Source organism: Pseudomonas sp. 13159349, from assembly GCF_013305685.1.
GTDB classification, from domain to species: Bacteria; Pseudomonadota; Gammaproteobacteria; order Pseudomonadales; family Pseudomonadaceae; genus Aquipseudomonas; species Aquipseudomonas asiatica.
Window position 1 is genome coordinate 2,509,613 of the sequence record NZ_CP045553.1, and the last position, 23,825, is coordinate 2,533,437.

A 23,825-nucleotide genomic window follows, 5' to 3' on the forward strand; every position below is an offset into this window, starting at 1 on the left:
CCGGCCTCTTCGCAGCACAAGGCTGCTCCTACAAAACCTCACTTAACCAATGAGTCGCCTGTCCGCGAAGGACAGGCACGTGTCCTCCACATCACATGCATCTTATGGCGATACCAGCACATCGCACTGGGATTCGTTCAGCACATGCTTGGTGACGCTGCCTATCAGCAGCTCTTCAAGCGCGCTTTCCCCTTGCTTGCCAACCACGATCAGGTCGCATTCCAGCTCTTGTTCCTGCTCGGCAATCCGCCAGGCAGGGTCGCCATGCACCACGATTTGCCGAGCATCTGCCACTCCGGCGGTTTCGCTCAAGGCCGCGAGCTGCTGGACCGCATCCTTGCGGATGACATTGCGGTAGTGTGCAAGGGTGTCATGGTCGATGTGGGCGAAACGCATGCTGCCTTCGAACGGCGCTTCGTAAACATGCAACAGAATGATCTCGGCCTGTGGGGCAATGGCTTTTGCCAGTTCGATGGAGCGCAGTGACGAAGGCGAAAAATCAACTGCAACCAGCAAGGTCCGGTAGGCATCGCGTGGCGCCTGCTTGACCACCAGCAAAGGGCAGGGCATGCGGTTCAGCATCTTCTGCACCGTGGAGCCCAGCAGCAGGCGCCGCGCGACGCTCTGGCCCTTCGCCCCGCATACCAGCAGGTCGCTGCGTTTATCCTGCACCACACGGGTGATCTCCGTGGTCACCGAGCCATGCGCTACCTGCACGCCAGCGGCGATGTCATGGCGCTGGAACAGCATTGCAGCCAGTGCGCGGATTTTTTCGCCAGCGGTATCCAGCACGCGCTTCAGCAGATCATCACCAGGTGCGACCAACTGCTTCAAGCGCTCGAAGGGGGCCGGGTTGGCAACGTACAGCAGGTCCAGCGATGCCTGCTGCGCCTTGCTCAGGTGCGCAGCGCGCTCTGCCGCGTTGCGGGCGGAGGTGGACAGGTCGGTTGCTACCAGTACGTGGTTCAGGTGGCTCATGTGGGACTCCTTATCCAAGGCCGCGCACAGTGCTCGATGGCGATGGCCTTGAGCACAATGCGCATGGCGGTTTTCGATTCGTTCCTTGCTGGCAGCCATCGTCGCGCGAACCCGGCCCAGCGGCTTGACGTGCGTCAAGGGAGCACTTCGGCTGATAGGCTCGCAGGGCTATTGCGATTGTTTGCATGAGTCAACTTGATGCTTTCCCGTAGCAGTACTAATACTAAGAGACTGCCGGGAGGGGGATGATCATGCAGACGCGCTTTGTTGTGGTTCCCGCTGTGCCGCTCAAGAAAGAGATTTACCCGCGTAGTCTTGGCTTTCCCGCAACGTTAGGGGAGGGCTATGACCTTTATGACACACAGGAAAAGCTGCGCCTGACCCTCAACTACCCCACACGTGCCGAGGCGGAATTCGTATGCGCATCCCGCAACAGTTGCCGGGATGCCGACACGGCGGATATCGCCGGGAATGGTTGATGCTGTGGCGGACACCGGCGTAGCCGGTGCCATGCATCACATTGCGTTCTTCGCGGGCACGCCCGCTCCCACAGGGATTGCGCCCGGATCAGGGCTTGCGGTCATGCGTGCTTGAGCGCTTCCACCAACTGTGCCTTGGTCATGGTGGAGCGCCCTTTGATGTTTTTGCTGCGCGCTTCCTTCATCAGGCTTTGCTTGCTCTGGGTTTCCAGGGAGCTGCCCGATGTGCGGGAATGACCTTGGCGCGACTTCGCCGCCCGTTTGGCCGAGTCCGAGCGGGCAGTTTTCTTCTCGCTGGAGGATGTAGCCTTACCCGAGCCACCTTTCTTCTCGCCTCCACCGGACTGTTTGTTCACGGTGGCCCAGGCACGCGCTTCGGCCTGCTCTTTGGGCACGCCTTTTTGCTCGTAGCTTTCCTCGATGTGTTCGGCCTTGCGCTTCTGCTTGTCGGTGTATTTGTCCTTGTCGCCGCGTGGCATGGCACTCACTCCCGTCTGCTTTGCATGTGCGGTTGAATGCCGCGGCAACGCCAGAGTGCCCGGTAATCGACGAGCGGCGCCACGAAGCCTGCTGCCTGCCGGAAGCAGTCATTCAATCGACACATCGAAGCCGTAGGGTTGAGACAAGAACCACTCCAGGGCTCTGGCCCCTGATGTTGCCGTGATGGCGCCGCCAGACGGCTCTACCCTGCGGCCTGCCATTCATCGGTCACAAAGCTGTAACATTGCTGCTGCAAAGTGTGCCGGCCATCACACGGAGCGCTTTTCGATGATACGCCTGATGAAATCTGCTGCACTCGCCGTTGCCGTTTCTCTTTGCGCCACTTCGGCATCCTTTGCCGCAGAGAACATCCGCCTGACCGGTTCCGGCGCAAGTTTCCCGGCACCGATCTACCTGACCTGGTTCAAGGCCTTCAGCAAGGAAACCGACGGTGTCACCGTTGACTACCAGTCCAAAGGGAGCGGGGCGGGTGTTCAGGACTTTCTGAACAAGACCGTCGACTTTGCCGCCAGCGACTCGGCAATGAAAGCCGAAGAAATCGCCAAGGTCGGCGAAGGCGTGCAGTTGCTGCCAATGACCGCCGGTGAAATCGTCCTGGCTTACAACCTGCCAGGCAACCCCAAAGGGCTGAAGCTGCCACGCGATGTGTACTCCAACATCTTCCTCGGCAAGATCACCCAGTGGAACGACCCGCAGATCGTCGCGGCCAACCCTGAGCTGAAACTGCCCGCCACCCCGATCACCGTGGTCGTGCGTGCCGACTCCAGCGGCACCACTGCGGTATTCACCAAGCACCTGTCGGCCATCAACGCTGACTTCAAGCAAGCGCTGGGTGAAGGCAACACCGTCAACTGGCCCGCCAGCGACAAGTTCATCAAGTCGCCGAAGAACGATGGCGTAACCGCCACCGTCCGCCAGACCCCAGGTGCCATCGGCTACATCGAATACGGCTTCGCCAAGCTGGCCAAGGTCGACTTCGCCCAGCTGCAGAACAAGGCCGGCCAATACGTCGTGCCGAACGCCGAGAGCGGTGCCGAGGCGCTGGCTGCGGTGAAGATGCCGGAGAACCTGGTGGCCTGGCTGCCTGACCCGGACGGTGCCAAGTCCTACCCGATCACCTCCTACACCTGGATGATCTTCCGCAAGGACAACGGTAACCCGGCCAAGGCCAAGGCCATGCGCGAAATGGTCGAATACAGCCTGACCGAAGGCCAGAAGATCGCCGACTCGATGGGCTACATCCCGCTGCCAGCGTCGGTTGTCGATCAGGTACGCAAAGCGTCGGCCAACATTCAGTAACACGTCCAGGCGCTCCCGGTGTGGTCTGGCGGCCATGCCGGGTGTGTTTGCCCTCTGTCCCGGAACTTGCCAATGAACACTCCTTTTGCCATCCCGGCTAACCCCGACTCCGCGTGCCAGCCACCGTCTGCGAAAGACTTCCTGGTTGATCGCACCTTTCGTGCGCTTGCACGCATCGGTGTGGTGCTGGTGCTGGCGCTGGTCTTCGCGCTGGTCTACGAAGTGGGCCGCAAGGCACTGCCAGGCATCGAGAAGCACGGTTTTGACGTGCTGTTCGGCAGTGTCTGGGACGTCAACCAAGGCAAGTACGGTATTCTGCCAGCGATCTGGGGCACGCTCTACAGCGCCCTGATCGCCCTGTTGATCGCCGGTTTCTTCGGCGTCAGCATGGCCATTTTCCTGACCCAGGACTTCCTCCCGGCCCGGCTGGCGGCGGTGTTCCGCACCATCGTCGAGCTGCTCGCTGCCATCCCCAGCGTCGTCTACGGCCTGTGGGGGATCTATGTGGTCATCCCGGCCATTCGCCCGCTGACCACCTGGCTGAACAGCGAGCTGGGCTGGATTCCCTTTTTTGGTACTTCCCTGAGCGGCCCAGGGCTGCTGCCTGCCGCGCTGGTGCTGGCGATCATGATTCTGCCGACCATCGCCGCCGTTTCGCAGGACGCCCTGACCAGCGTGCCGATGAAGACCAAGCAGGCCGCCTACGGCCTGGGCGCCACCCACTGGGAGGCCATTCTCAAGGTAATGGTGCCATCGGCAGCCACCGGCATCTTCGGTTCGCTGGTGCTCGGCCTGGGCCGTGCGCTGGGTGAAACCATGGCGCTGGCCATGCTGGTGGGCAATGCCAACAACATTTCCCTGTCCTTGTTCGCCCCGGCCAACACGCTGGCGGCCTTGCTGGCCCTGAACTTCCCGGAGGCCGGCCCGAACGAGGTCGAGGTACTGATGTACGCCGCACTGGTGCTGATGTTCATCACCCTGCTGGTGAACGTGCTCGGCTCGATGATCATGCTCTACGCCCAGCGGGGTAACAAATGATGACCAACCTCACCACCCCTGCAAACGCGTTGCCCAGCCTGCAGCGCAAGCTGGAAGGCCGTTCCCTGCGCAGCCTGTTGTTGACCACGCTGGCATGGTTCGCGGCACTGGTGGCCAGCGTGCCGCTGATCTCCGTGCTGTACATGCTGATCACTCGCGGTGGCGCACGCCTCAACCTGGAGGTGTTCACCGAGCTGCCACCCACCGGCTTCGAGATGGGCGGGGGCTTTGGCAACGCCATGGCCGGTACTTTCGTCATGGTCGGCATTGCTGCTGCCATCGCCGTCCCGGTCGGTATCCTGGCCGCGGTGTTCCTGGCCGAACTCGGCCCGGACAGCAAGCTGGCCAACACCGCGCGCTTTGCCGCCAAGATGCTCACCGGCCTGCCGTCGATCCTGGCTGGCGTATTCGCCTATGCCCTGGTGGTGATGACCACCGGCACCTACTCCGCGCCGGCAGGTGGTGTGGCCCTGGCGGTACTGATGCTGCCCATCGTCGTGCTGACCGCTGAAGAGTCGATGAAGATGGTGCCCAAGATCATGAAGGATGCGGCCTACGGCATGGGCTGCACCCGTGCCCAGGTGATCTGGAAAATCGTCCTGCCCAGCGGCCTGCCGGCCATCCTGACCGGCGTCATGCTGGCCGTGGCCCGTGCCGCCGGCGAGACCGCGCCGCTGCTGTTCACCGCGCTGTTCAGCAACTACTGGATCCTGCATGACGGCGATCTGGCGGTCATGAACCCGACGGCCTCGCTGGCCGTACTGATCTACAACTTCTCCGGCATGCCATTCGACAACCAGCTCGAGCTCGCCTGGGCGGCCTCGCTGGTACTGGTGATGATCGTGCTGGTAATCAACATTCTGAGCCGAGTATTCGGCAAGCCCAAGTATTGAGAAAGGGAGCATCCGACCTTGAACGTATCCACTGCGCCAAAAGCCGCTCCCGTGGTCAGCGAAGCCCCCATCGTCATGGACTGCAAGCTGGACAAGATCTTCTACGGCAATTTCATGGCCGTTCGCGACAGCCATGTGCCGATCCGCAAGAACGAGATCACCGGTTTCATCGGGCCGTCCGGCTGCGGCAAGAGTACCGTGCTGCGTAGCCTCAACCGCATGAACGACCTGGTGAAGGGCTTCCGTTTCGAAGGCCATGTGCACTTCCTGGGCCAGGACGTCTACGGCAAGGGCGTCGACCCTGTGGTGGTGCGCCGCTACATCGGCATGGTGTTCCAGCAGCCCAACCCGTTCTCGATGAGCATCTTCGACAACGTCGCCTTCGGCCTGCGCCTGAACCGCTACAAGGGCGATATCGGCGACCGCGTCAAGCACGCGCTGCAGGGCGCCGCGCTGTGGGACGAGGTGAAGGACAAGCTCAAGGTCAGCGGCCTGGCCCTGTCCGGCGGCCAGCAACAGCGTCTGTGCATCGCCCGCGCCATCGCCACCGAGCCGGAAGTGCTGCTGCTGGACGAACCCTGCTCGGCACTCGACCCGATTGCCACCCGCCGGGTGGAGGAGCTGATGGTCGAGTTGAAGAAGGACTACACCATCGCCCTGGTGACCCACAACATGCAGCAGGCGATTCGTGTGGCCGACACCACCGCGTTCTTCTCGGTCGATATCTCCAAGGGCACCCGTACCGGTTACCTGGTCGAGATGGGCCCGACCACGCAGATTTTCCAGAACCCGCGTGAGCAGCTGACTGCTGACTACATCAGCGGCAAGTTCAGCTGAGGCCGCACGTGCCAAGGTGGCCGGGTGTTGCAGTCAGGAAGGCTGCAACACCCGGCCGCATTACCTTCCGTCAAGTGTTACCAGGGATTTCCAATGCCAGCGACGCGTCGTCTTGATCTGCCAGCGGTAGAGCGCGCACTGCGTGAGGTGCAGGCCCGCTTTGCCGAACTCAGCCAGCATTTCACCGAACCGCGCGATCCGTTTACCGACGAGGTGCTGCTGAATGTGGTTGAAGGCTATGCCCTGATTGACGACTATGTCGCCCGGGGTGTCGACCTTTTCGACCTTCAGCAACTGAACCTGATGCTGGAGATCAATGCCACCGTGCTGTGCGGCAGCGACCCGGCACGCAGGCTGGAGTTTGCCCCGCACCTGGCGGCGACCGAGGCGCACTTTTTCAACAACGTGGAGGGCGGCATCAAGGACCTCTACAACTGGTATTGCTCGTACGGCAGCGACTCGATCTGGAAGCGCGCGGCGGGTGTCTACGTTCGAATTCTGAGCAAGCCGCAGCTGTTCATCGAAGGCAACAACCGCACAGGGTCGCTCATTGTCAGCTACCTGCTGATGCGCGCGGGGTTACCGCCATTCGTGTTGTCGCTGGACAATGCCGAGGGTTACTTCAACCCATCCTCGGTCATACGCAACTCTGCCAAGCATGGTGTCAAGGCTTTGTACGAACTACCCAAGATCAAGAAAAAGTATGCAGCTTTCCTTGAAGCGCACGCGCCTGAGCCCGGCAAGTTCTTCCTGGGCGTCACATCCATGCCTGCGCGCGAGAGGTGCCGCTGATGCAAAGCTCTTCTCTGTTCCAACGCGGGCGGCAAGCCATCGAGCGCACGTTCAACCGCCCGCAGATACGCATTTCGTTCGATATCGACGACACGCTCGCCTGCCAGGCCGACCATGCCGCCGCCGAGGACAGCAAGCTGCCGGCGTTCATCCACCGCTGGTTGGGTGAACCCCTGCGCAGTGGCACGCGCTCGCTGATGCGCGATTTGCGCCGCCAGGGCTGCAGCATCTGGATCTACACCTCGTCGGGGCGCACACCGTCCTACATACGCCGTTGGCTGATGCTCTACGGTATCCGGGTCGATGGCGTGGTCAACAGTGACCGGCACCAGCATATCCTGGCCGTGAACGGGCTTGAGAATGCGCCTTCCAAGTTGCCGTCGGCTTTCGATATCGACCTGCATGTCGATGATTCCGAGGGCGTGCGGCTGGAAGGCGTCGACCACGGTTTTCGCGTGGTGGTGGTGTGCCCCAAGGATGAGAACTGGGCGCAGAAAGTGATGGATGCGGCGGTCGATGTGCAGGCACAGCTGGCCTGGCAGCAACCGCACCGCTATGAAATGCCGGTACGGCAGCGTTCGCAGGCCCTCGCTTCCTGAGGGCTTCAAGGTACTTTTCTCGTTACGCCTCTTCGCTACTTGTTGCCCCCCCACACCTCCCTTCGCGGTTTCCCATTTTCAGCTTCGGCTTGACTCGTGAAATTTTTCATGTAATTTTTCATGAAAAATAACTCTAAAAATTTCACGGCAGTCTCAAACGATGAAGATGCACGAAGAGGTTGAAGCCCTCGCGATCCTTATTCACGACCTGCGCAAATTCAAGAACCTGACCCTGGGCGAACTGGCCGAGCGCATCAACCGCTCGGTGGGCTTCCTGTCCCAGGTCGAGCGCGGTGTTTCGCGCCCTACCGTGGCCGATCTCACCGCCATCAGTGAAGCGCTCGGCGTATCCACCGCGTACTTCTACAACCTGAGCAAGCCCCGCAGCGTCAGCTGGGTCACGCGCCCCCACGAGCGGCGCACGCTGTACCTCGAGTCGGGCATCACCGATGTGCTGGCTTCGCCCACCATCGGCGGCGCGTTCTCCATGCTCGACAGCCATCTCGAGCCAGGCGCCAGCAGTGGCGAGCTGTACCTGACCGACCGTTCCGAGCAAGGCTGTTTCGTGCTCGAAGGCGAACTCACGGTCTGGCTGGACCACGGCGACGCCGTGACCCTGCAGGCCAACGACTGCTTCCAGCTGCACCCCCACGCGCAGTTCCGTTACGCCAACCTGACGGAAAAAGCCACCCGCGTGCTCTGGGTCTTCAACTGAATTCGTTCACCTCACAAGGACAAGAAGATGAGTGTCGTCTTTCCGGATCTGCTGACTGAAGTGCGCTCGTTCCGAGCGAAACACCCAGAAATACGTTATGTCGACCTGATTGCGCTGGATATTCCCGGGCACTTCTACGGCAAGCGCTACCCCATGGACATGCTGGAAAAAGTCGCAGCCGGCGCGCCGCTGAAGTTGCCGCAGAACTGCGTGCTGCTGGGCACCCAGGGTGGCCTCTATCCAATCGGTGACTACTGCTTCGCCGATGGCGACCCGGATGCCACCCGCCGCCTGGTGCCGGGTACCCTCAGGCCGGTGCGCTGGGAAAAGGAACCGATCGCGCAGATGCTCATCACCTCTGACGGCACCGCCAACCCCATCGAGTTCGAGCCCCGTGAAGTGCTGGCCCGGGTGATCCAGCGCCTGGCCAGGCGCGGCATTCGCCCGGTGGTGGCCTTCGAGCTGGAGTTCTACCTGTTCGACCGCAAGCTCGATAACGGCCTGCCACAGTACCCACGCGACAAGGCGACCGACGACCACGACGACCAGCCGAACATGCACATCGAGCGGCTGTCGCGCTTTGCACCGGTGCTGCACGAAATGGTCGATGGTGCCAACGAGCAAGGCGTGCCGGCGAACGTCATCACCGCGGAGCTGGGCCCAGGCCAGTTCGAGATCAACTTCTCGCACAGCGACGATGCCATGAGCGCGGCGGACTGGTCGGCGCTGTTCTGCCGCAGTACCCGCGGGATCGCGATGAAGCACGGCTACCGAGCCAGCTTCATGAGCAAGCCGTACCTGGATGCGCCGGGCAGCGGCATGCATGTGCACGTCAGCCTGTACGACAACGCCGGCAACAACATCCTCGCCGGCGATGACCAGCGCAAGCTGCGCCATGCGGTGGCAGGGTGCCTGGAGCTGCTGCCGCACTGCATGCCGATCTTCGCCCCGAACCACAATGCCTACCGCCGTTACGGTGCCATGGTCAACGCGGCGAGCAAGGCCAGCTGGGGTTTCGAAGATCGCGATGCGTGTATTCGCATCCCCGAGTCCGACCCCCGCAACCTGCGCATCGAACACCGCCTCGCTGGGGCCGATGCCAACCCGTACCTGGTGCTGGCGGCCATCCTGACCGGGATGGAGCATGGCCTGGAACGTGGCGTCGAGCCCATCGCCCCGCTGAACGACAACCGCCAGAGCGGCATCGAGTTCCCCAAGGATGCCTTCAGTGCCCTGGCCGCCATGCGTCACCACCCGGAGGTCAACGCGGGCCTGGGCAGTGAATTCGTGATGGTCTACTGCGAAAACAAATACCAGGAGCAACTGGACTTCATGCGCCACATCGATGCCCGCGAATACCGCTGGTTCCTGTAGGTGCCGGGGTCGGGGCAGCGCCGCTGCACCCTGCCTTTCTACCGTTTCAATACAACGCGCAATATGGATTTGCCGGAGGAAGATATGCCACGTGTGCCCGTTATCGGCATTACCGCATGCACCAGCATGATCGAGCTGCATGCAACCCAGACCATCAGCGAGAAGTACGCGCGCGCGGCGGCCAAGGCAGCGTGTGGGCTGCCCATCGTGATACCCAGCCTCGCAGACCTGATGGACAGCGCCGATATTCTCGACGTGGTGGATGGGCTGATCTTCACCGGTTCGCCGTCCAACATCGAACCGTTCCACTACAACGGACCGGCCAGTGCAGCGGGCACCCATCACGATCCGCTGCGTGATGCCACCACACTGCCACTGATGCGTGCGGCCATCGCCGCCGGAGTGCCGGTGCTGGGCATCTGCCGTGGTTTCCAGGAAATGAACGTGGCGCTCGGTGGCACCTTGCACCAGAAAGTGCATGAGACCGGCATGTTCATGGACCACCGCGAAAGCAAGGGTGAGCCCATCGAAAAGCAATACGGCCCGCGTCACGCCCTGCATATAGAGCCCGGCGGCATGCTCGACCGCATGGGTTTGCCGGCGGTCATCGATGTCAATTCCATCCACGGCCAGGGCATCGATGTACTGGCCCCCGGGCTGAGGGTGGAGGCGCTGGCGCCCGATGGCCTGGTGGAAGCTGTTTCGGTCGAGAACAGCAAAGGCTTTGCCCTGGCCGTGCAATGGCACCCCGAGTACCAGGTCATGGACAACCCGCATTACCTGACCATCTTCCAGTCCTTTGGCAAGGCCTGCCGGCATCGCTCGGTACTGCGCCAGATGCTGTTGAAGACCGCCTGACAGCGATCTTTCCCAATTACAAAAAAGTACCTGCGCAGCACGGCTGCGCAACTTGATGGAGTGAAGTCAATGAGTGAGCAGAATTCGCAGACCCTTGCCTGGCAAGCCATGAGCCGCGACCACCACCTGGCCCCGTTCAGCGATGTTCGGCAGCTGGCCGAGAAAGGCCCGCGCATCATCACCTCGGCCAAAGGTGTGTACCTCTGGGACAGCGAGGGCCACAAGATTCTCGATGGCATGGCGGGCCTGTGGTGCGTGGCGGTGGGCTATGGGCGCGATGAGCTGGCCGACGTCGCCAGCCAGCAGATGAAGCAGCTGCCGTACTACAACCTGTTCTTCCAGACCGCGCACCCGCCCGCACTGGAACTGGCCAAGGCGATCGCCGATGTGGCCCCGCAAGGCATGACTCACGTGTTCTTCACCGGCTCTGGCTCCGAAGGCAACGACACCGTGCTGCGCATGGTCCGCCATTACTGGGCGCTCAAGGGCCAGAAGAACAAGAAGGTCATCATCGGCCGCATCAACGGTTACCACGGCTCCACCGTGGCCGGCGCGGGCCTGGGCGGCATGAGCGGCATGCACCAGCAGGGCGGGCTGATCCCGGATATCGTGCATATCCCGCAGCCATACTGGTATGGCGAAGGCGGCGACATGACCGAGGCCGACTTCGGCGTGTGGGCGGCCGAACAGCTGGAGAAAAAGATCCTCGAAGTTGGCGTGGACAACGTTGCCGCCTTCATCGCCGAACCGATCCAGGGCGCTGGCGGGGTGATCATTCCACCGCAGACCTACTGGCCGAAGGTGAAGGAGATCCTGGCCAGGTACGACATCCTCTTCGTCGCTGACGAAGTGATCTGCGGCTTCGGCCGTACAGGCGAGTGGTTCGGTAGCGACTACTACGACCTCAAGCCCGACCTGATGACCATCGCCAAGGGCCTTACCTCCGGCTATATCCCCATGGGCGGCGTGATCGTGCGAGATGAAGTGGCCAAAGTCATCAGCGAAGGCGGCGACTTCAATCACGGCTTCACCTATTCCGGCCACCCGGTGGCGGCTGCGGTCGGCCTTGAGAACCTGCGGATCCTGCGTGACGAAAAGATCATCGAGCAGGTGCACGACAAGACCGCGCCTTACCTGCAACAACGCCTGCGCGAGCTGGCTGACCACTCGCTGGTAGGCGAGGTACGCGGCCTGGGCATGCTCGGTGCGATCGAGCTGGTGAAGGACAAGGCCACCCGCGCGCGCTATGAAGGCAAAGGTGTCGGCATGATCTGTCGCCAGCACTGCTTCGACAACGGCCTGATCATGCGTGCCGTGGGCGACACCATGATCATCGCGCCGCCGCTGGTTATCAGCATCGAGGAGATCGACGAACTGGTGGAGAAGGCCCGCAAGTGCCTGGACTTGACGTACGAGGCTGTTCGGTAAGGGGGGCTGCTGTGCAGCCCATCGCCGGCAAGCCAGCTCCCACCTCGACCGCATCGACTTCAAGTGCTGCGCAGTACCTGTGGGAGCTGGCTTGCCGGCGATGGGCCGCAAGGCGGCCCCGAATTAAACTGCCGGTTCCCGCAATTCCTTGAAGAATCTTGCTTTGTGAAATGAATCATGTACTTTTCAGGGCATCAATTTTTCCCATCCGAAAGTCGCGATTCAACCATGAAAGTGCACGAAGAGATCGAAGGCCTGGCCGTACTGATTCGCGACCTGCGCAAGTTCAAGGGCCTGACACTGGGCGAACTGGCGCAGCGCATCGGCCGTTCGGTGGGCTTTCTGTCCCAGGTCGAACGGGGCGTATCCCGCCCAACCGTGGCCGACCTCACGGCTATCAGCGAAGAGCTCGGCGTCTCCACGGCCTATTTCTACAAGCTGGACCAGCCCCGCGAGCTCGAGTGGGTCACCCGCCCTCACGAGCGTCGTACCCTTCACCTGGCCGGTGGCATCACCGATGTGCTGGCATCCCCCACGATAACGGGCGCGTTCTCCATGCTCGACAGCCACCTGGAGCCGGGGGCCAGCAGTGGCGAGGAGTACCTGGACGACAGCTCGGAGCAGGGCTGCTTCGTGCTCGAAGGCGAACTGACCGTCTGGCTGGATGGCGGCGAGCCGGTAACGCTGCGCGCCAATGACAGTTTTCAGCTGCAACCCCACGCGAGCTTTCGTTACGCCAACCTGACAGACAAGCTCACCCGCGTGCTCTGGGTATTCAGCTGAGAGGGGAATCCAGGCTGGCTCTGGAGTCACCAGGCAATCGGTGTCCCGTCCCACGCCCAGAATGTACCGCTCTGTTCCGGGCCGTGTCGGCTCACCAGCGCTAGAATGCATGTGGCTGCAAACGCCGGCGAGAACAGTTTTCCTGGCGCCACATTGCCCTGAAAGGGTTGGGAAAGGCGGGTGTCGGTGGTCCCGGGATGCAGCAACAGTACCGTGGAAGCGGGGTTCAGTCGCTTGAGCTCGATGCTCGCGGTACGCAGAAGCTGGTTGAGCGCCGCCTTGCTGGCGCGATAGCTGTACCAACCGCCAAGATGATTGTCGCTGATCGACCCGACCCGCGCCGACAGCGCCACATAGGTCATCGGTTGCTGTCGCAACAAGGGCAGCAAGTGCCTGAGCAGCAGGACAGGGGCGAAACAGTTGGTCGTGAAGCTGGCCAGCAGCCCCGCCATATCCACCTGTGTCAGCGCTTTTTCGGCCCGTGCGGGTGGCGCTTGCAGCACGCCAAGCGTGCAAAATACCAGGTTCAAGTGGTTGCAGCAGGCTCCCACCCGCGCCGCCAGTGTTTGCAGTGCCACTTCGGAACAAGCGTCGCAGTCGATGCGAACCAACTGTCGTGGGTGCTCGGCGAACAAAGCATCCAGCGCAGGGTTGCTGGTGGCATGTCGCGAGACGGCAAACACCCGTCCGATGTCGTCGCGCGCCAGCAGCTGTGTGCACAGTGCAAGGCCGATCCCCTGGCTGGCTCCGCAGACCAGCACGTTGGCGGGGGTATGAAGGTCATTGATAAGGCTCACTGAACTGCCTCCTTTGCCGGCCCCGACGCAGGTATGCCACTGTCACTGGCTCTGCCGAAACAAGGCCCTGAGACCCGCAAGTAAAAGTTGTACAACCTCATAAAAAACTGTACATAGTTTCTAATATTGTACAGGTATTTCACGTGCTCGAGGTCAGTATGGGGCACACGACTCGTTGGGCCTGGCTTTGCCTGCTATTGACTGCCCTGTCGGAGGCGGCGGACTGGCGAGCGGAGCTGCCGGCAGCGCAACGGCTGGGCGTCGGTGAGTTCAGCTGGTTTGGCTTGCGCCTTTATACCGCACAGCTCTGGGCAGCAGGTCCGGTCCAGGACTGGAGCCGGCCTTTTGCCCTTGAGCTGGCCTATCACCGAAGCCTGTCCAGGGACACGCTGGTACAGGCCAGCCTCGAGGAAATGTACCGCCTGGCACCTGAAAACCTGACGCCGCAGCGGCGCGCGGCGTGGTCCCAGGCCATGCAGCAGGCGTTTGTGGATGTACGGCCAGGCATGCGCATCACCGGCTTGTACATGCCGGGGCAGGGCTGCCGCTTCTACGTCGATGGCAAACTCAGCCGGGCGGTCGCCGACCCCGTTTTTGCACGGGCGTTCTTCGCCATCTGGCTCGATCCGCGGGCCAGGGATCAACAACTGCGTCAGCGTCTGCTGGGGGGCATGCCATGAATCTGCATAGCGGTAACGCTGACCAGCCTGGGGTAGCCTGAAGATGCGCCTGGGTCTGGTACTGGGTGACCAGCTGTCCTTCGACCTGGCAAGCCTCAACGCCCTCGATCCTGCCCGCGATGCTGTGCTGATGGCGGAAGTGGAAGGGGAGGCCAGGTACGTGCCGCATCATCCGCTGAAGATCGTCCTGATCTTCAGCGCCATGCGGCACTTCGCACTGGCACTGCGCGAGCGCGGTTGGCAGGTGCATTATGTGCAACTCGATGATGACGGCAACAGCGGAACCATCGTTGGCGAGTTGCGGCGCTGGCAGCAGGCCCTGGGAGCCACGCATATTCACCTGACCGAGTGCGGAGAGTGGCGCCTGGAGCAGGCGTTGCGCGATGCCGCACTGCCGCTTGTGTGGCATCGCGACACGCGGTTTCTATGCTCCCGCGAAGCTTTCGCGCGCTGGGCCCGGGAGCGCGGCCAACTGCGCATGGAGCACTTCTACCGTGGCATGCGCAAGCGCACCGGCCTGCTGCTGGAGCCTGACGGCAGCCCGGCAGGTGGAACCTGGAATCTCGATGGCGACAACCGCAAGGCCTTGCCTCGCCAGCTACGTGGCCCTTTCGCCGCACATTTCGCACAGGACGACATCACAGCTGCAGTAATAGCCCTGGTACGGCAACGCTTCAGCGACCACTACGGAGCCATCGACGGTTTCGACTACCCGGTGACCCATGCCGAGGCACAGCAGCTCTGGCAACACTTTCTGGATTTCGGCCTGGCGGCTTTCGGTGACTACCAGGATGCGATGGCCGAGGGCGAGCCGTACCTGTTCCATGCGCGCATCAGTGCAGCACTCAACATCGGGCTTCTTGATGTGCGTTTTCTATGCGACGGGGTCGACAAGGCCTGGCGCGAGGGGCGAGTACCGCTCAATGCAGCAGAGGGCTTCATCCGCCAGCTGATCGGCTGGCGTGAGTATGTACGCGGCATCTATTGGCTGCGCATGCCGGAGTATGCCGCGCTCAATTACCTGGGTAACGAGCGAGCGTTGCCGGAATTCTACTGGACCGGTCGCACCCGCATGCGCTGCATGGAGCAGGCCATCGGGCAGACCCTTCGCTTGGGTTACGCTCACCATATCCAGCGCCTGATGGTCACCGGCAACTTCGCCTTGTTGGCCGGTATCGCGCCCACCGCAATCTGTGAGTGGTACCTGGCTGTCTACATGGACGCCTTCGACTGGGTCGAACTGCCCAACACGCTTGGTATGGTGATGTACGCCGACGGCGGCTACCTGGGCTCCAAGCCTTACTGCGCCAGCGGTCGCTACATCCAGCGCATGTCCGATCATTGCAAGGCCTGCAGTTACAGGGTTGACCAGGTGGCCGAGGAGGACGCCTGCCCGTTCAATGCCCTGTACTGGCATTTTCTCATCCGTCATCGCCACCTGCTTTCGGCTAACCCGCGTCTGGCGCTGGTCTATCGAAACCTCGATGGCATGTCGGCTGACCGTCGCGATGCCATCTGGCAGCGTGGCCAGTCACTTTTGGCGCGACTCGATGCGGTGCAGCCGATATGAAAAAGGTTCTTTTGCCCAGCAAGGTCTGCGTGGTGTGTGGGCGGCCGTTCAACTGGCGCAAGCGCTGGTCACGTTGCTGGGAGCAGGTGCGCTACTGCTCCGAACGATGCCGCAAGTCAGCACCGCACCGCAAGGCGCACGAGCAGGGGGAGGGTAACGGCCCATATCGGCATCAGTAACAGGCCGGTTACCGGTGCGCCCATGGGCAAGTCGACATTTGCCAGCCCCGCTCCGCCTATATAGGCCAGCGGGCCGCCAACTGCACCTAGCAGTGCACCGAGCTGCCAGTGCCTGTCGGCCCATGCCAGGCTGTGGCGCATGCCGCTGGCCAGTACCAGCCACAGCAGCGCAAGCCACAGCGGCAATGGCCAGGTGTCGAAGCTGAACACGCCCAGCGCGCCCAGCACGCTATCCAGCACACACCCGACCGGCGTTACCAGCAACAGCGCCTTGACCTCTGCGTGGACGGCCGGGCACAGGCTCAGATGCACGGCCAGGCCAGCAATCACCAGCATCGACAGGAAGGGTTTTTCGGCCCCCAGTATGCATAGCCACCAGCCAGCCTGTAGCCACAAGGCATTGGCGAGCAGCCAGCCACGGCTCATCAGGCACTGCCAGGCAAGGGCGCGCGCCGTGCCTGGGGCGCTGCCCAGAGCAGATGCGCGACACCGATGGTGCGCTCCTCGAAACCGCCTTGGCAGTAACACAGGTAGAACTCCCACAGGCGCTGGAACATGTCGTCGTAGCCCAGGTCCGTCAGCGCTGCGCGTGCCTGGCGCAGGTTTTCTCGCCAATGCCGCAATGTGTGGGCATAGTCCTGGCCGAAATCTTCCATGTGCAAGAGGTTGAGTGCGGTGTGCCGGCTGGCAGTTTCCAGCATCACGCTCAACGAAGGCAGGGCGCCACCGGGGAAGATGTAGCGCTGGATGAAGTCGACCGACCGCCGCGCCTGCTCATAGCGCTGGTCGCGTATGGTGATCGCTTGCAACAGCATCAGGCCGTCGGGCTTGAGTAGCGAGGCGCACTGGCGGAAATACACCGGCAGGTAACGGTGGCCGACAGCCTCGATCATCTCGATCGAGACCAGTTTGTCGAAGGTGCCTTGAAGATCGCGGTAGTCTTCGCGAAGCACTTTCACGCGCTGCTCCAGCCCCAGGGCCTGAACGCGTTGCAGGGTATGGCTGTACTGCGCCTCGGAAAGCGTGGTGGTGGTGACCTTGCAGCCATATCGGGTGGCGGCGTGGATTGCCAGGCTGCCCCACCCGCAGCCGATCTCCAGCAGGTGGTCGGCAGGGCTCAGCTCCAGCTTCTGGCAGATGCGCTCCAGCTTGTGCAGCTGTGCTTGCTCCAGTGTCTGCCCCGGGTGTTCGAACTGAGCTGCCGAATACATCATGGTGGGGTCGAGCAGCCGCTCGAACAGGGCATTGCCCAGATCGTAGTGCGCCAGAATATTGCGGCGGGCACCGCGCCTGTTGTTGCGGTTGAGTTTGTGCTGCAACCGCAGGGCAGGGCGGCCGAAGCGGGCCAGGCCCCCCTCGAGGGCGTCAAGTACCTCAAGGTTTGCGACGAACAGACGAGTCACCAGCGCCAGGTCGGGACTGCGCCAATAGCCGTGAATGTAGGCTTCGCCAGCACCGATCGAGCCATTGCCGGCTATCAGGCCCCAGGTGATGTCATCAAGGATCTCCACCTCGGCCTGCAACGGGCTGTGGGCGTCACCGAAACTCCACTGTTGCCCGTGGCTGAGCAGGCGCAGGTGGCCATGGCGCAGCCTGCCCAGCCGGGCGAGCACGGCATTTCGTGCCAGCCCGCCGAACAATGGCCCGAGGCCTGCGAACTTGCTAACGCTCAGGGTGGGGTTCGACATCATCAGGGTCCTCGCAGGAATGGCCGAGCGCCAGGTCACGCTGGCTGGCCGTGTGGTCATGGACGGGTGTGCGTTTGAACAGCAGGCGCAATGCCTGCCAGTAAATGGCCGAGACGGTGCGCAGGCTCATCCATGGGAAGGCCAGTACGTATCGGTGCACAGCGGCTCTATCCAGCGCCTGGCGTTGCAATGCCAGGTCGGCCTCGAACACCTTGCTATCGGCTTGCCAGTTCTCCATGTGGATGCGCACATGTTCAGCGTCCAGGGCGAAGCGCAAGCGATAGTCCATGTGCAGTGGCATGAACGGTGACACATGGAAGGCCTTGGCGACGGTGAAGGGCCCGGCAAGGTTTCCGCGCACCGGCAGCACGTAATGGAAGCGTTCACGCCATGGTGTGTTTCGCACCTCCAGCAGGATTGCCGTCAGCCGTCCGTCACGGTCATGGCAGAAATAGAAACTGACCGGGTTGAACGACAGCCCCCAGCAACGCAACTGCGTGAGCAGGTGCACCGGCCCCTCAGGCATTTCTCCCGTCGCGCTGCGCACCAGCAAGCGTGCAGCCTGGGCCAGGGTCTCGCCCCGGCGGGTCTGGGCTGGCAGGTAATCTGCCTGGTTCCAGCTCAGTGGCGCCAGGCGCCAGCGCCACAGCCAGCGTGACAGGCCTGTCAGCAAGGCTTGCTCGTCCAGGTCCAGGTAGAACATGCCGATCCTGTAGCGGAAGGCGTGGGGGCGCGGCACCAGGCGCCGGTGGCTGACCCAGCCCACGCAAAGGCTGCTGTTCACAGGTGCTCTCCGAAATGCGCGGCCACCTTCAACGCACTGACCACGCCATCTTCGTGAAAGCCGTTGCCCCAGTAGGCGCCGCAGAAGTAACTGTGGCGCTGGCCCTGCAGCTGCGCCTGGCGCGCCTGCGCGGCGCACGCCGCAAGGCTGTATTGCGGATGGTCGTACTGGAAGCGGGCAATGATCTGCGCCGGATCTACCAGCGCGGTCTGGTTGAGGCTCACGCAGAAGGTCGTCGCTGCCTGGATACCTTGCAGAATGTTCATGTTGTAGGTCAGCGCGGCAGGCGCCTGCTGCGGCCCGCCGAGACGGTAGTTCCAGCTGGCCCAGGCGCGCTTGCGGCGGGGTAGCAGACGGGTATCGGTGTGCAGCACCACATCGTTGCTGGCATAACCGATGGCGCCGAGCACTTCCCGTTCCTGCACGCTCGGCGCTTCGAGCAAAGCCAGGGCCTGGTCGCTGTGGCAGGCGAACACCACACTGTCGAAACGCTCGGTACCGGCAGCGCTCGTCAGGGTGACGCCACCTTCGTCGCGGCTGACCCGGAAAACCTTGCAGTCGAGGCGGATGCGCCCGGCAAACGGCCGGCACAGCGGACTGACGTAGCTGCGCGAACCCCCTTCGATCACGCGCCACTGTGGACGTTGGTTGACCGACAACAAGCCGTGGTTGCGACAAAACCGCACAAAGAACGCAAGTGGGAAGCCGAGCATGTCCGCGCGGGACATCGACCAGATCGCCGACCCCATCGGTACGATGTAATGGTCGATGAAGCGCTGTCCATAGCGCTGAGCCCGGAGGTAGGCGCCCAGGGTCGCGTTGGCATCGATACGCTGGTTATCCAGGTCGGCGAGCGCCTGACGATTGAAACGCAGAATATCCCGTAGCATCCCCCAGAACCCCGGGGACACCAGGTTGCGGCGTTGGGCGAACAGGGTATTCAGGTCGTGCCCGTTGTATTCCAGGCCAGTGACCGGATCATACACGGAGAAGCTCATTTCGGTCGGCCGTGAGGCGACCTTCAGGTGGTCGAGCAAGCGGATGAAGTGCGGGTAGGTCCAGTCATTGAAGACGATGAAGCCGGTATCTATTGCATGGCGTTCACCCTGCCAGATCACATCGAGGGTATGCGTGTGGCCCCCGATCCATTTCTCGGCTTCGAAAACCGTCACCTCATGCTTGCGTGACAGCAGATGAGCGCAGGTTAACCCTGCAATGCCGCTGCCGATGATTGCTATACGCATGGATCATCATTCCTGTTCATGACGGGCAAGGCGTTGCCCAAGCCCCAGGCGCAGGCGCGCGGGCAGTGCGCCAAGCAGGCGCAATACCAGGATGAAAAGCCGGGGGAAGTTGATTTCCAGCGGGCGCTCGGGAAGGCGTTTGGCAATATGGCTGGCTGCGCGCTGCGCCGACCACAGCTGCGGCATGGGGAAATCGTTGCGACGGGTCAATGGCGTGTCGACAAAGCCCGGGTTGACGAGGGTGACGGCGATGCCTTCGCGGGCCAGGTCGATGCGCTGCGATTCCACCAGATAACGCACGGCTGCCTTGGACGCGCCATAGGCGCCGGCACGGGGCAAGGCCAGCCAGGTCACCGAACTGCCCATGACCACCAGATGAGGGCGTTGACCGGCGCGAAGCAAGGGCAGGGCCGCTGCCAGGCAGTAGCTGACAGCAAGGAAATTGGTACGGACCACGCGCTCGACCAAGGCAGGGTCGAAATGGTCCGGCTCCAGGTACTCGCAGGTGCCTGCATTGAGGATCACCCTGTCCAGCGCTCCCCAGGCCTGCTCGATACGGGTTGCGATCCCGGCGACCTGTACGGGGTCGTTCAGGTCGCCAATGGCCAGCAGCACCTGCCCGGGAAAACGTTCAGCCAACGGGGCGAGACGATCTGCATGTCGTGCGCCCAGGGCAACCTGGTGGCCTTGCTCCAGCAGGCATTGTGCAAGTGCGGCACCGATACCGCTGCTTGCGCCTGTCAGCCAGCAGCGGCTCATGCCATCCGGCCTTTGAGCCATCGAATCGCACCGCCCATAACCGGAACATGTTCGTAGAGCAGGGCTGCTGCGTCGAAATAGTCCTGGTGAAAATGGACCCGGTCATGCCATTGCAGGTAACTGCATCCTTGCAAGCTGATCTGCTGACCGCGGGCCAGGCGTGGGTGGCGAAACTGCAGGGTCCAGCGCAGGTAACCTTGCCCAGGCATCACTTCGTCGATGCTGGAAAAGGCATAGCGAATATCGTGAGCGTTGGCGTACAACTGCGCGAAATAGGTTCGCAGAGCGCGCAGCCCCTGGATCTGATGCAACGGATCGCGAAAAGTGACATCGTCGCTGTACAGCTTTTCAAGGGTGCCGAGGTTGCCCCCGTCGAGTCTGCTGAAGTGCTCGGCGAATTGCTGCAGATACGCTGACATGCTGGACTCCAGGAAATCCTGTACAGAAATGGCTTGTTGTACAGGTATATCTGAAGTCTAAGCGTAAATCTATACAAGTCAACGATCTTGTATAGGTTTTGTTCAGCGCTCAGCCTGGCCCAGTTGTCGGCGCAATTCAGCCACCTCGGCCTCCAGCTCGCGTAGCTTCTCCTCAGCGAAAATCTGCGCTGTGACATCGCGCTGGATGCCGATGTAGTACGTCAACTGGTCCGCCTCGTTGTACACCGGCGTGACGGACAACTCGTTCCAGAACAGGCTCCCGTCCTTGCGGTAATTGCGCAGCACCTGGCAGCACGGCAGGCCTCCACGGATCGCCTCGCGGATGTTGGCAAGGCCGGCCTGGTCATGATCGTCGCCCTGCAGAAAACGGCAGTCCTGATACAGGATGTCCTCGGCGCGATAGCCGGTCAGGCGCTCGAAGGCGGGGTTGACGTAGATAAGGATGCTGTCGTCGCCCTCCTGCTCTGCGACGACGATGCCATCGTTGGAATGCTCGACCATCAGTTGCATGAGTTTCGCGTTGATCATGGGGCCCACCTACAGGCATTTAGGATGCAAAGTGCGCGGCCTGGCCTGCGTGCAGAAGGCCTCGGCGCCGTTTGTTGCATGATGACCCAAGGAGGCTCGCCGCAGAAGGTGCATATGGGTTTAGAATGTGCCACCCCCCAGATAAACCCTCATCATGACTGACGCCACCCCAGCCGATTTGCTACCCATGCGCGATGTGGTCAGCCTGACCGGCATCAATCCGGTGACCTTGCGGGCATGGGAGCGGCGCCATGGGTTGATAAGCCCGCAGCGCACCGAGGGCGGCCATCGCCTTTATACCGCCCGCGATGTCCAGCGCATACGCGACATCTTGCGCTGGACTGGCAATGGGGTGCCCATCAGCAAGGTAGGCGGCATGCTCGCAGGCCAGCCGGATGCGCCGGTGCAGCAGCACTCGGCGTTCGACGACTGGCGCGCTGCCGTGGAGCGTGCAACCAAGGCATTCGATACACAAGCGCTGGAAAGCATCCATGGGCAGTTGTTCACCGTCCTGCCCAAGTCCACCGTGCTGCGTGAGGTGCTGATGCCAGTCTGGCATGGCCTGGCCTCAGGCATTGCGCCGGGCCAGCGTAGCCAATGGCTGTTTCTGGACATGTTCCTGCGCGCCCGCCTGCTGATGCGCCTGCAGATGAACCAGGCCGATGCACCGCGCGTGCTGCTGGCAGGTACCGAGGGGCAAGCCGAACTGCAGGTATTGTGCACCGGGCTGCTGTTGAGCAGCGAGCAGCAACGCATCGAAGTGCTCGGTTGCGGGCAGCCGCTGGAAGAAATACCCATGCTGTGTGCAGCAATGCAGCCCGCAGCAGTGGTGATCAAGGTCCAGGTGCCGGTGGACCCTGCCTTGGCCAGGCGCCTGCGTTCGCTGCAAATGGCAATCGTTTGTCCGCTGGCCTTGATTGGCGAGGGATTGGCCGATTTACAACCAGCCTGGCAAGGCCTCCCGCTGTGTCTGCTGGACGAGCAGCGCGCTGACGTCGCCCCCATGCTGAATGCCTTGCTCAGTGGTGCCCTGGACCTTTGACAGGGGCCCGCTGTAGTCTGCCGTACTGATCCTTGCCTGCTCCTGTGGGTTACGCCAGAAGTCTTGCCTCTGGGCGTAACCCGGTCCTGGGCCGGAATCATCACGCCGCGCGCGCAGGCCCAAAGCACCTGGCAGCCCCCTCCAAGGCAGCGTTTCTGGCTGTTTGCCAGCTTCTGATAATCGCCTCCGACATCCCGTCCCCGTTTCGGAGCGCGACATGTACAACAATAAGAATCTGTCCCCACGTTTGCTGGCGGCTGTTACCGTCAGCCTGTCGACCCTTTGCCTGAGCAGCCTGGCCCAGGCCGAGATCATGCTGTACGACAAGGACCAGACGACGTTTTCCACCGACGGCTATATCAACGCCTTCTACGTCAACAGCGATGTCGATCGGCAGGGTGAGCAGTTCGATCGCCGCCAGTCACGGGTGAAGATGGGCTTTCTGCCCAACTACCTGGGCTTCAACATGGGCAAGCAGGTAGATGACCTGAAGCTCGGCGCGCGAGCCTCGTTCTGGGTGACCATCAACGACAGCGAAACCAACGGTACCGACACCGCCATCGACGTGCGCCAGTTCTACGGCACCGTGGCCAACCCCGAGTGGGGTGAGGTGCTGATCGGCAAGGACTTCGGGCTGTTCGCCCGTTCCAATATCCTGCTCGACGAACTGCTGGCCGGTTATGGCCAGGTCAGTGACACCCTGGGGCTGGTTGACGGCGGCGGGGTCTCGTTCGGCAACATCGGTAGCGGCTACCCGTACCCGTTCCCCACCTCGCAGATCACCTATCGCACCCCAGTGATGGACGGCCTGCGGGTGGCGGTGGGCATCATGGACCCGGTGGACACCAACGACAGCAGCCCGACCGGCAAGGCCTACCAGGAAAACCCGCGTACCGAAAGCGAGATCACCTACCAGTTCGACCTGGGTGGGGCGCAGATCTACAGCTGGCTCAACGGCAGCTACCAGACCTCCGACAACACCGACCCGGCGGTGCAGTCGGTCACCTCCAAAGGTGTCGGCTACGGTGTGCAGGCGAAGATGGGGGGGCTGTCGCTGACCGGCTCGGGGTTCCAGGCCAAGGGCATCAACCCGTTCTTCACCAACAACGCTGGCGAACCGACCTTGCGCAATGTCGACAGCGACGGCTACCTGCTGCAGGGCTCCTACAAGGTCGGCAAGAACCGGGTGGCGCTGTCGTATGGCAAGACCAAGGACGATGGCAACGGCGCGGTGGGCAGTGGTGCGGATTATGAAACCCGTGGCGTGGCGCTGTTCCATGACGTCAACGACAACCTCAAGCTGGTTGCCGAGTACAACCAGTTCTCCATCGACGGCCATGAAACCAGTGACCAGAACGAAGACACCGATACCTTTGCGGTGGGGGCGGTGCTCACCTGGTAAGCCTTGCCAGACCGGGCAACACGGTCAATTGTAGGAGCGGCCTTGTGTCGCGAAAGGGCCGCAAAGCGGCCCCAGGATTTCAGCAGCGATGCACAAATTGCTGGGGCTGCTTTGCAGCCCTTTCGCGACACAAGGCCG

General features: G+C 62.1%; 27 protein-coding genes. 17 read left to right on the top strand and 10 right to left on the bottom strand.

Annotated features, from left to right (window positions below; all coding sequences use genetic code 11):
* Positions 1-102 precede the first annotated feature (102 nt).
* On the bottom strand, positions 103-978 hold the full coding sequence (locus tag GEV38_RS11760) for a universal stress protein (RefSeq protein ID WP_038409345.1): 876 nt from the start codon (positions 976-978) through the stop codon (positions 103-105).
* 245 nt (positions 979-1,223) lie between these two features.
* Here GEV38_RS11760 and GEV38_RS11765 point away from each other — a divergent pair, with 245 nt between their 5' ends.
* A complete protein-coding gene (locus GEV38_RS11765) occupies positions 1,224-1,457 on the top strand; it encodes a hypothetical protein (RefSeq protein ID WP_054572896.1) in 234 nt (77 codons plus the stop codon).
* A gap of 101 nt (positions 1,458-1,558) precedes the next feature.
* Here the strand turns inward: GEV38_RS11765 and GEV38_RS11770 are convergent, their stop codons facing one another.
* A complete protein-coding gene (locus tag GEV38_RS11770) occupies positions 1,559-1,936 on the bottom strand; it encodes a hypothetical protein (RefSeq protein WP_015270021.1) in 378 nt (125 codons plus the stop codon).
* A 289-nt stretch (positions 1,937-2,225) separates the two neighbouring features.
* Between GEV38_RS11770 and pstS the strand changes: the two genes are divergently transcribed.
* From pstS to GEV38_RS11825, 11 genes are all read left to right on the top strand, one after another.
* Positions 2,226-3,257 (top strand): phosphate ABC transporter substrate-binding protein PstS, encoded by a 1,032-nt coding sequence (gene pstS / locus GEV38_RS11775; protein WP_003259756.1) that lies wholly within the window; start codon positions 2,226-2,228, stop codon positions 3,255-3,257.
* 72 nt (positions 3,258-3,329) lie between these two features.
* Complete coding sequence (gene pstC, locus GEV38_RS11780; protein WP_013972145.1) at positions 3,330-4,295, top strand: phosphate ABC transporter permease subunit PstC; 966 nt, start codon at positions 3,330-3,332, stop codon at positions 4,293-4,295.
* Positions 4,295-5,188 carry a phosphate ABC transporter permease PstA gene (gene pstA, locus GEV38_RS11785; protein ID WP_054572895.1) on the top strand — a complete coding sequence of 298 codons (894 nt, stop codon included), beginning with the start codon at positions 4,295-4,297 and terminating at the stop codon, positions 5,186-5,188. The genes pstC and pstA overlap by 1 nt, the downstream gene beginning before the upstream one ends.
* A gap of 75 nt (positions 5,189-5,263) precedes the next feature.
* Positions 5,264-6,025 (top strand): phosphate ABC transporter ATP-binding protein PstB, encoded by a 762-nt coding sequence (gene pstB / locus GEV38_RS11790; protein WP_031324478.1) that lies wholly within the window; start codon positions 5,264-5,266, stop codon positions 6,023-6,025.
* Positions 6,026-6,118: 93 nt separating this feature from the next.
* Positions 6,119-6,817, top strand: a complete 699-nt coding sequence (locus GEV38_RS11795) for a hypothetical protein (protein WP_015270024.1) — start codon at positions 6,119-6,121, stop codon at positions 6,815-6,817.
* Positions 6,817-7,416, top strand: a complete 600-nt coding sequence (locus GEV38_RS11800) for a hypothetical protein (RefSeq protein ID WP_015270025.1) — start codon at positions 6,817-6,819, stop codon at positions 7,414-7,416. Before GEV38_RS11795 ends, GEV38_RS11800 begins: the two co-directional genes overlap by 1 nt.
* 160 nt (positions 7,417-7,576) lie before the next feature.
* Positions 7,577-8,131, top strand: a complete 555-nt coding sequence (locus tag GEV38_RS11805; protein WP_015270026.1) for a helix-turn-helix domain-containing protein — start codon at positions 7,577-7,579, stop codon at positions 8,129-8,131.
* 27 nt (positions 8,132-8,158) lie between these two features.
* Entirely contained in the window at positions 8,159-9,505 is a 1,347-nt protein-coding gene (locus GEV38_RS11810) for a glutamine synthetase family protein (RefSeq protein ID WP_173895826.1), read from the top strand.
* A gap of 84 nt (positions 9,506-9,589) precedes the next feature.
* Complete coding sequence (locus GEV38_RS11815; RefSeq protein ID WP_015270028.1) at positions 9,590-10,363, top strand: gamma-glutamyl-gamma-aminobutyrate hydrolase family protein; 774 nt, start codon at positions 9,590-9,592, stop codon at positions 10,361-10,363.
* A gap of 69 nt (positions 10,364-10,432) precedes the next feature.
* Positions 10,433-11,791, top strand: a complete 1,359-nt coding sequence (locus tag GEV38_RS11820) for an aspartate aminotransferase family protein (protein ID WP_015270029.1) — start codon at positions 10,433-10,435, stop codon at positions 11,789-11,791.
* A 228-nt stretch (positions 11,792-12,019) separates the two neighbouring features.
* Positions 12,020-12,574: a helix-turn-helix domain-containing protein gene (locus GEV38_RS11825; RefSeq protein ID WP_054572893.1), complete on the top strand. Its 555-nt coding sequence runs from the start codon at positions 12,020-12,022 to the stop codon at positions 12,572-12,574.
* A gap of 26 nt (positions 12,575-12,600) precedes the next feature.
* Here the strand turns inward: GEV38_RS11825 and GEV38_RS11830 are convergent, their stop codons facing one another.
* Positions 12,601-13,371, bottom strand: coding sequence for an SDR family NAD(P)-dependent oxidoreductase (locus GEV38_RS11830; RefSeq protein WP_054572892.1), 771 nt, complete (start codon positions 13,369-13,371; stop codon positions 12,601-12,603).
* 158 nt (positions 13,372-13,529) lie between these two features.
* On the opposite strand from GEV38_RS11830, the gene GEV38_RS11835 reads away from it, so the two are divergent.
* The 3 genes from GEV38_RS11835 to GEV38_RS11845 are packed head-to-tail and all read left to right on the top strand — an operon-like array spanning position 13,530 to position 15,800.
* Positions 13,530-14,051 (top strand): chalcone isomerase family protein, encoded by a 522-nt coding sequence (locus GEV38_RS11835; RefSeq protein ID WP_054572907.1) that lies wholly within the window; start codon positions 13,530-13,532, stop codon positions 14,049-14,051.
* A 43-nt stretch (positions 14,052-14,094) separates the two neighbouring features.
* Entirely contained in the window at positions 14,095-15,621 is a 1,527-nt protein-coding gene (locus GEV38_RS11840) for a cryptochrome/photolyase family protein (protein WP_054572891.1), read from the top strand.
* A complete protein-coding gene (locus tag GEV38_RS11845) occupies positions 15,618-15,800 on the top strand; it encodes a DUF2256 domain-containing protein (RefSeq protein WP_081013970.1) in 183 nt (60 codons plus the stop codon). The genes GEV38_RS11840 and GEV38_RS11845 overlap by 4 nt, the downstream gene beginning before the upstream one ends.
* Here GEV38_RS11845 and GEV38_RS11850 read toward each other — a convergent pair.
* The 7 genes from GEV38_RS11850 to GEV38_RS11880 all read right to left on the bottom strand — a co-directional run bounded on the left by GEV38_RS11850 (position 15,738) and on the right by GEV38_RS11880 (position 21,243).
* Positions 15,738-16,226: a DUF2878 domain-containing protein gene (locus GEV38_RS11850; RefSeq protein WP_054572890.1), complete on the bottom strand. Its 489-nt coding sequence runs from the start codon at positions 16,224-16,226 to the stop codon at positions 15,738-15,740. The genes GEV38_RS11845 and GEV38_RS11850 overlap by 63 nt on opposite strands.
* Positions 16,226-17,488 carry a cyclopropane-fatty-acyl-phospholipid synthase family protein gene (locus tag GEV38_RS11855; protein ID WP_015270035.1) on the bottom strand — a complete coding sequence of 421 codons (1,263 nt, stop codon included), beginning with the start codon at positions 17,486-17,488 and terminating at the stop codon, positions 16,226-16,228. Before GEV38_RS11855 ends, GEV38_RS11850 begins: the two co-directional genes overlap by 1 nt.
* A complete protein-coding gene (locus tag GEV38_RS11860; protein ID WP_054572889.1) occupies positions 17,463-18,272 on the bottom strand; it encodes a DUF1365 domain-containing protein in 810 nt (269 codons plus the stop codon). Before GEV38_RS11860 ends, GEV38_RS11855 begins: the two co-directional genes overlap by 26 nt.
* Positions 18,269-19,516, bottom strand: coding sequence for an NAD(P)/FAD-dependent oxidoreductase (locus GEV38_RS11865; protein WP_054572888.1), 1,248 nt, complete (start codon positions 19,514-19,516; stop codon positions 18,269-18,271). The genes GEV38_RS11860 and GEV38_RS11865 overlap by 4 nt, the downstream gene beginning before the upstream one ends.
* A gap of 6 nt (positions 19,517-19,522) precedes the next feature.
* Positions 19,523-20,275: an SDR family oxidoreductase gene (locus GEV38_RS11870; RefSeq protein ID WP_054572887.1), complete on the bottom strand. Its 753-nt coding sequence runs from the start codon at positions 20,273-20,275 to the stop codon at positions 19,523-19,525.
* The gene (locus GEV38_RS11875; protein WP_015270038.1) at positions 20,272-20,694 is read right to left on the bottom strand and encodes a nuclear transport factor 2 family protein; all 423 of its coding nucleotides are present in this window, start codon (positions 20,692-20,694) and stop codon (positions 20,272-20,274) included. The genes GEV38_RS11870 and GEV38_RS11875 overlap by 4 nt, the downstream gene beginning before the upstream one ends.
* A gap of 102 nt (positions 20,695-20,796) precedes the next feature.
* Positions 20,797-21,243 carry a PAS domain S-box protein gene (locus GEV38_RS11880; protein WP_003257626.1) on the bottom strand — a complete coding sequence of 149 codons (447 nt, stop codon included), beginning with the start codon at positions 21,241-21,243 and terminating at the stop codon, positions 20,797-20,799.
* A 154-nt stretch (positions 21,244-21,397) separates the two neighbouring features.
* Between GEV38_RS11880 and GEV38_RS11885 the strand changes: the two genes are divergently transcribed.
* Both GEV38_RS11885 and GEV38_RS11890 read left to right on the top strand, forming a co-directional pair.
* Complete coding sequence (locus GEV38_RS11885) at positions 21,398-22,285, top strand: MerR family transcriptional regulator (RefSeq protein ID WP_015270040.1); 888 nt, start codon at positions 21,398-21,400, stop codon at positions 22,283-22,285.
* Positions 22,286-22,502: 217 nt separating this feature from the next.
* Entirely contained in the window at positions 22,503-23,687 is a 1,185-nt protein-coding gene (locus GEV38_RS11890; RefSeq protein ID WP_003257627.1) for a porin, read from the top strand.
* Positions 23,688-23,825 lie beyond the last annotated feature (138 nt).

Coding starts and splice junctions, on each gene's coding strand:
- pstB (WP_031324478.1), top strand. CDS start 5,264: ATGGACTGCAAGCTGGACAAGATCTTCTACGGCAATTTCATGGCCGTT.
- GEV38_RS11765 (WP_054572896.1), top strand. CDS start 1,224: ATGATCATGCAGACGCGCTTTGTTGTGGTTCCCGCTGTGCCGCTCAAG.
- GEV38_RS11880 (WP_003257626.1), bottom strand. CDS start 21,243: ATGATCAACGCGAAACTCATGCAACTGATGGTCGAGCATTCCAACGAT.
- GEV38_RS11835 (WP_054572907.1), top strand. CDS start 13,530: ATGGGGCACACGACTCGTTGGGCCTGGCTTTGCCTGCTATTGACTGCC.
- GEV38_RS11885 (WP_015270040.1), top strand. CDS start 21,398: ATGACTGACGCCACCCCAGCCGATTTGCTACCCATGCGCGATGTGGTC.
- GEV38_RS11810 (WP_173895826.1), top strand. CDS start 8,159: ATGAGTGTCGTCTTTCCGGATCTGCTGACTGAAGTGCGCTCGTTCCGA.
- GEV38_RS11840 (WP_054572891.1), top strand. CDS start 14,095: ATGCGCCTGGGTCTGGTACTGGGTGACCAGCTGTCCTTCGACCTGGCA.
- GEV38_RS11820 (WP_015270029.1), top strand. CDS start 10,433: ATGAGTGAGCAGAATTCGCAGACCCTTGCCTGGCAAGCCATGAGCCGC.
- GEV38_RS11815 (WP_015270028.1), top strand. CDS start 9,590: ATGCCACGTGTGCCCGTTATCGGCATTACCGCATGCACCAGCATGATC.
- GEV38_RS11795 (WP_015270024.1), top strand. CDS start 6,119: ATGCCAGCGACGCGTCGTCTTGATCTGCCAGCGGTAGAGCGCGCACTG.
- GEV38_RS11825 (WP_054572893.1), top strand. CDS start 12,020: ATGAAAGTGCACGAAGAGATCGAAGGCCTGGCCGTACTGATTCGCGAC.
- GEV38_RS11870 (WP_054572887.1), bottom strand. CDS start 20,275: ATGAGCCGCTGCTGGCTGACAGGCGCAAGCAGCGGTATCGGTGCCGCA.
- pstA (WP_054572895.1), top strand. CDS start 4,295: ATGACCAACCTCACCACCCCTGCAAACGCGTTGCCCAGCCTGCAGCGC.
- GEV38_RS11770 (WP_015270021.1), bottom strand. CDS start 1,936: ATGCCACGCGGCGACAAGGACAAATACACCGACAAGCAGAAGCGCAAG.
- GEV38_RS11845 (WP_081013970.1), top strand. CDS start 15,618: ATGAAAAAGGTTCTTTTGCCCAGCAAGGTCTGCGTGGTGTGTGGGCGG.
- GEV38_RS11875 (WP_015270038.1), bottom strand. CDS start 20,694: ATGTCAGCGTATCTGCAGCAATTCGCCGAGCACTTCAGCAGACTCGAC.
- GEV38_RS11850 (WP_054572890.1), bottom strand. CDS start 16,226: ATGAGCCGTGGCTGGCTGCTCGCCAATGCCTTGTGGCTACAGGCTGGC.
- GEV38_RS11800 (WP_015270025.1), top strand. CDS start 6,817: ATGCAAAGCTCTTCTCTGTTCCAACGCGGGCGGCAAGCCATCGAGCGC.
- GEV38_RS11805 (WP_015270026.1), top strand. CDS start 7,577: ATGAAGATGCACGAAGAGGTTGAAGCCCTCGCGATCCTTATTCACGAC.
- pstS (WP_003259756.1), top strand. CDS start 2,226: ATGATACGCCTGATGAAATCTGCTGCACTCGCCGTTGCCGTTTCTCTT.
- GEV38_RS11865 (WP_054572888.1), bottom strand. CDS start 19,516: ATGCGTATAGCAATCATCGGCAGCGGCATTGCAGGGTTAACCTGCGCT.
- GEV38_RS11890 (WP_003257627.1), top strand. CDS start 22,503: ATGTACAACAATAAGAATCTGTCCCCACGTTTGCTGGCGGCTGTTACC.
- pstC (WP_013972145.1), top strand. CDS start 3,330: ATGAACACTCCTTTTGCCATCCCGGCTAACCCCGACTCCGCGTGCCAG.
- GEV38_RS11855 (WP_015270035.1), bottom strand. CDS start 17,488: ATGTCGAACCCCACCCTGAGCGTTAGCAAGTTCGCAGGCCTCGGGCCA.
- GEV38_RS11760 (WP_038409345.1), bottom strand. CDS start 978: ATGAGCCACCTGAACCACGTACTGGTAGCAACCGACCTGTCCACCTCC.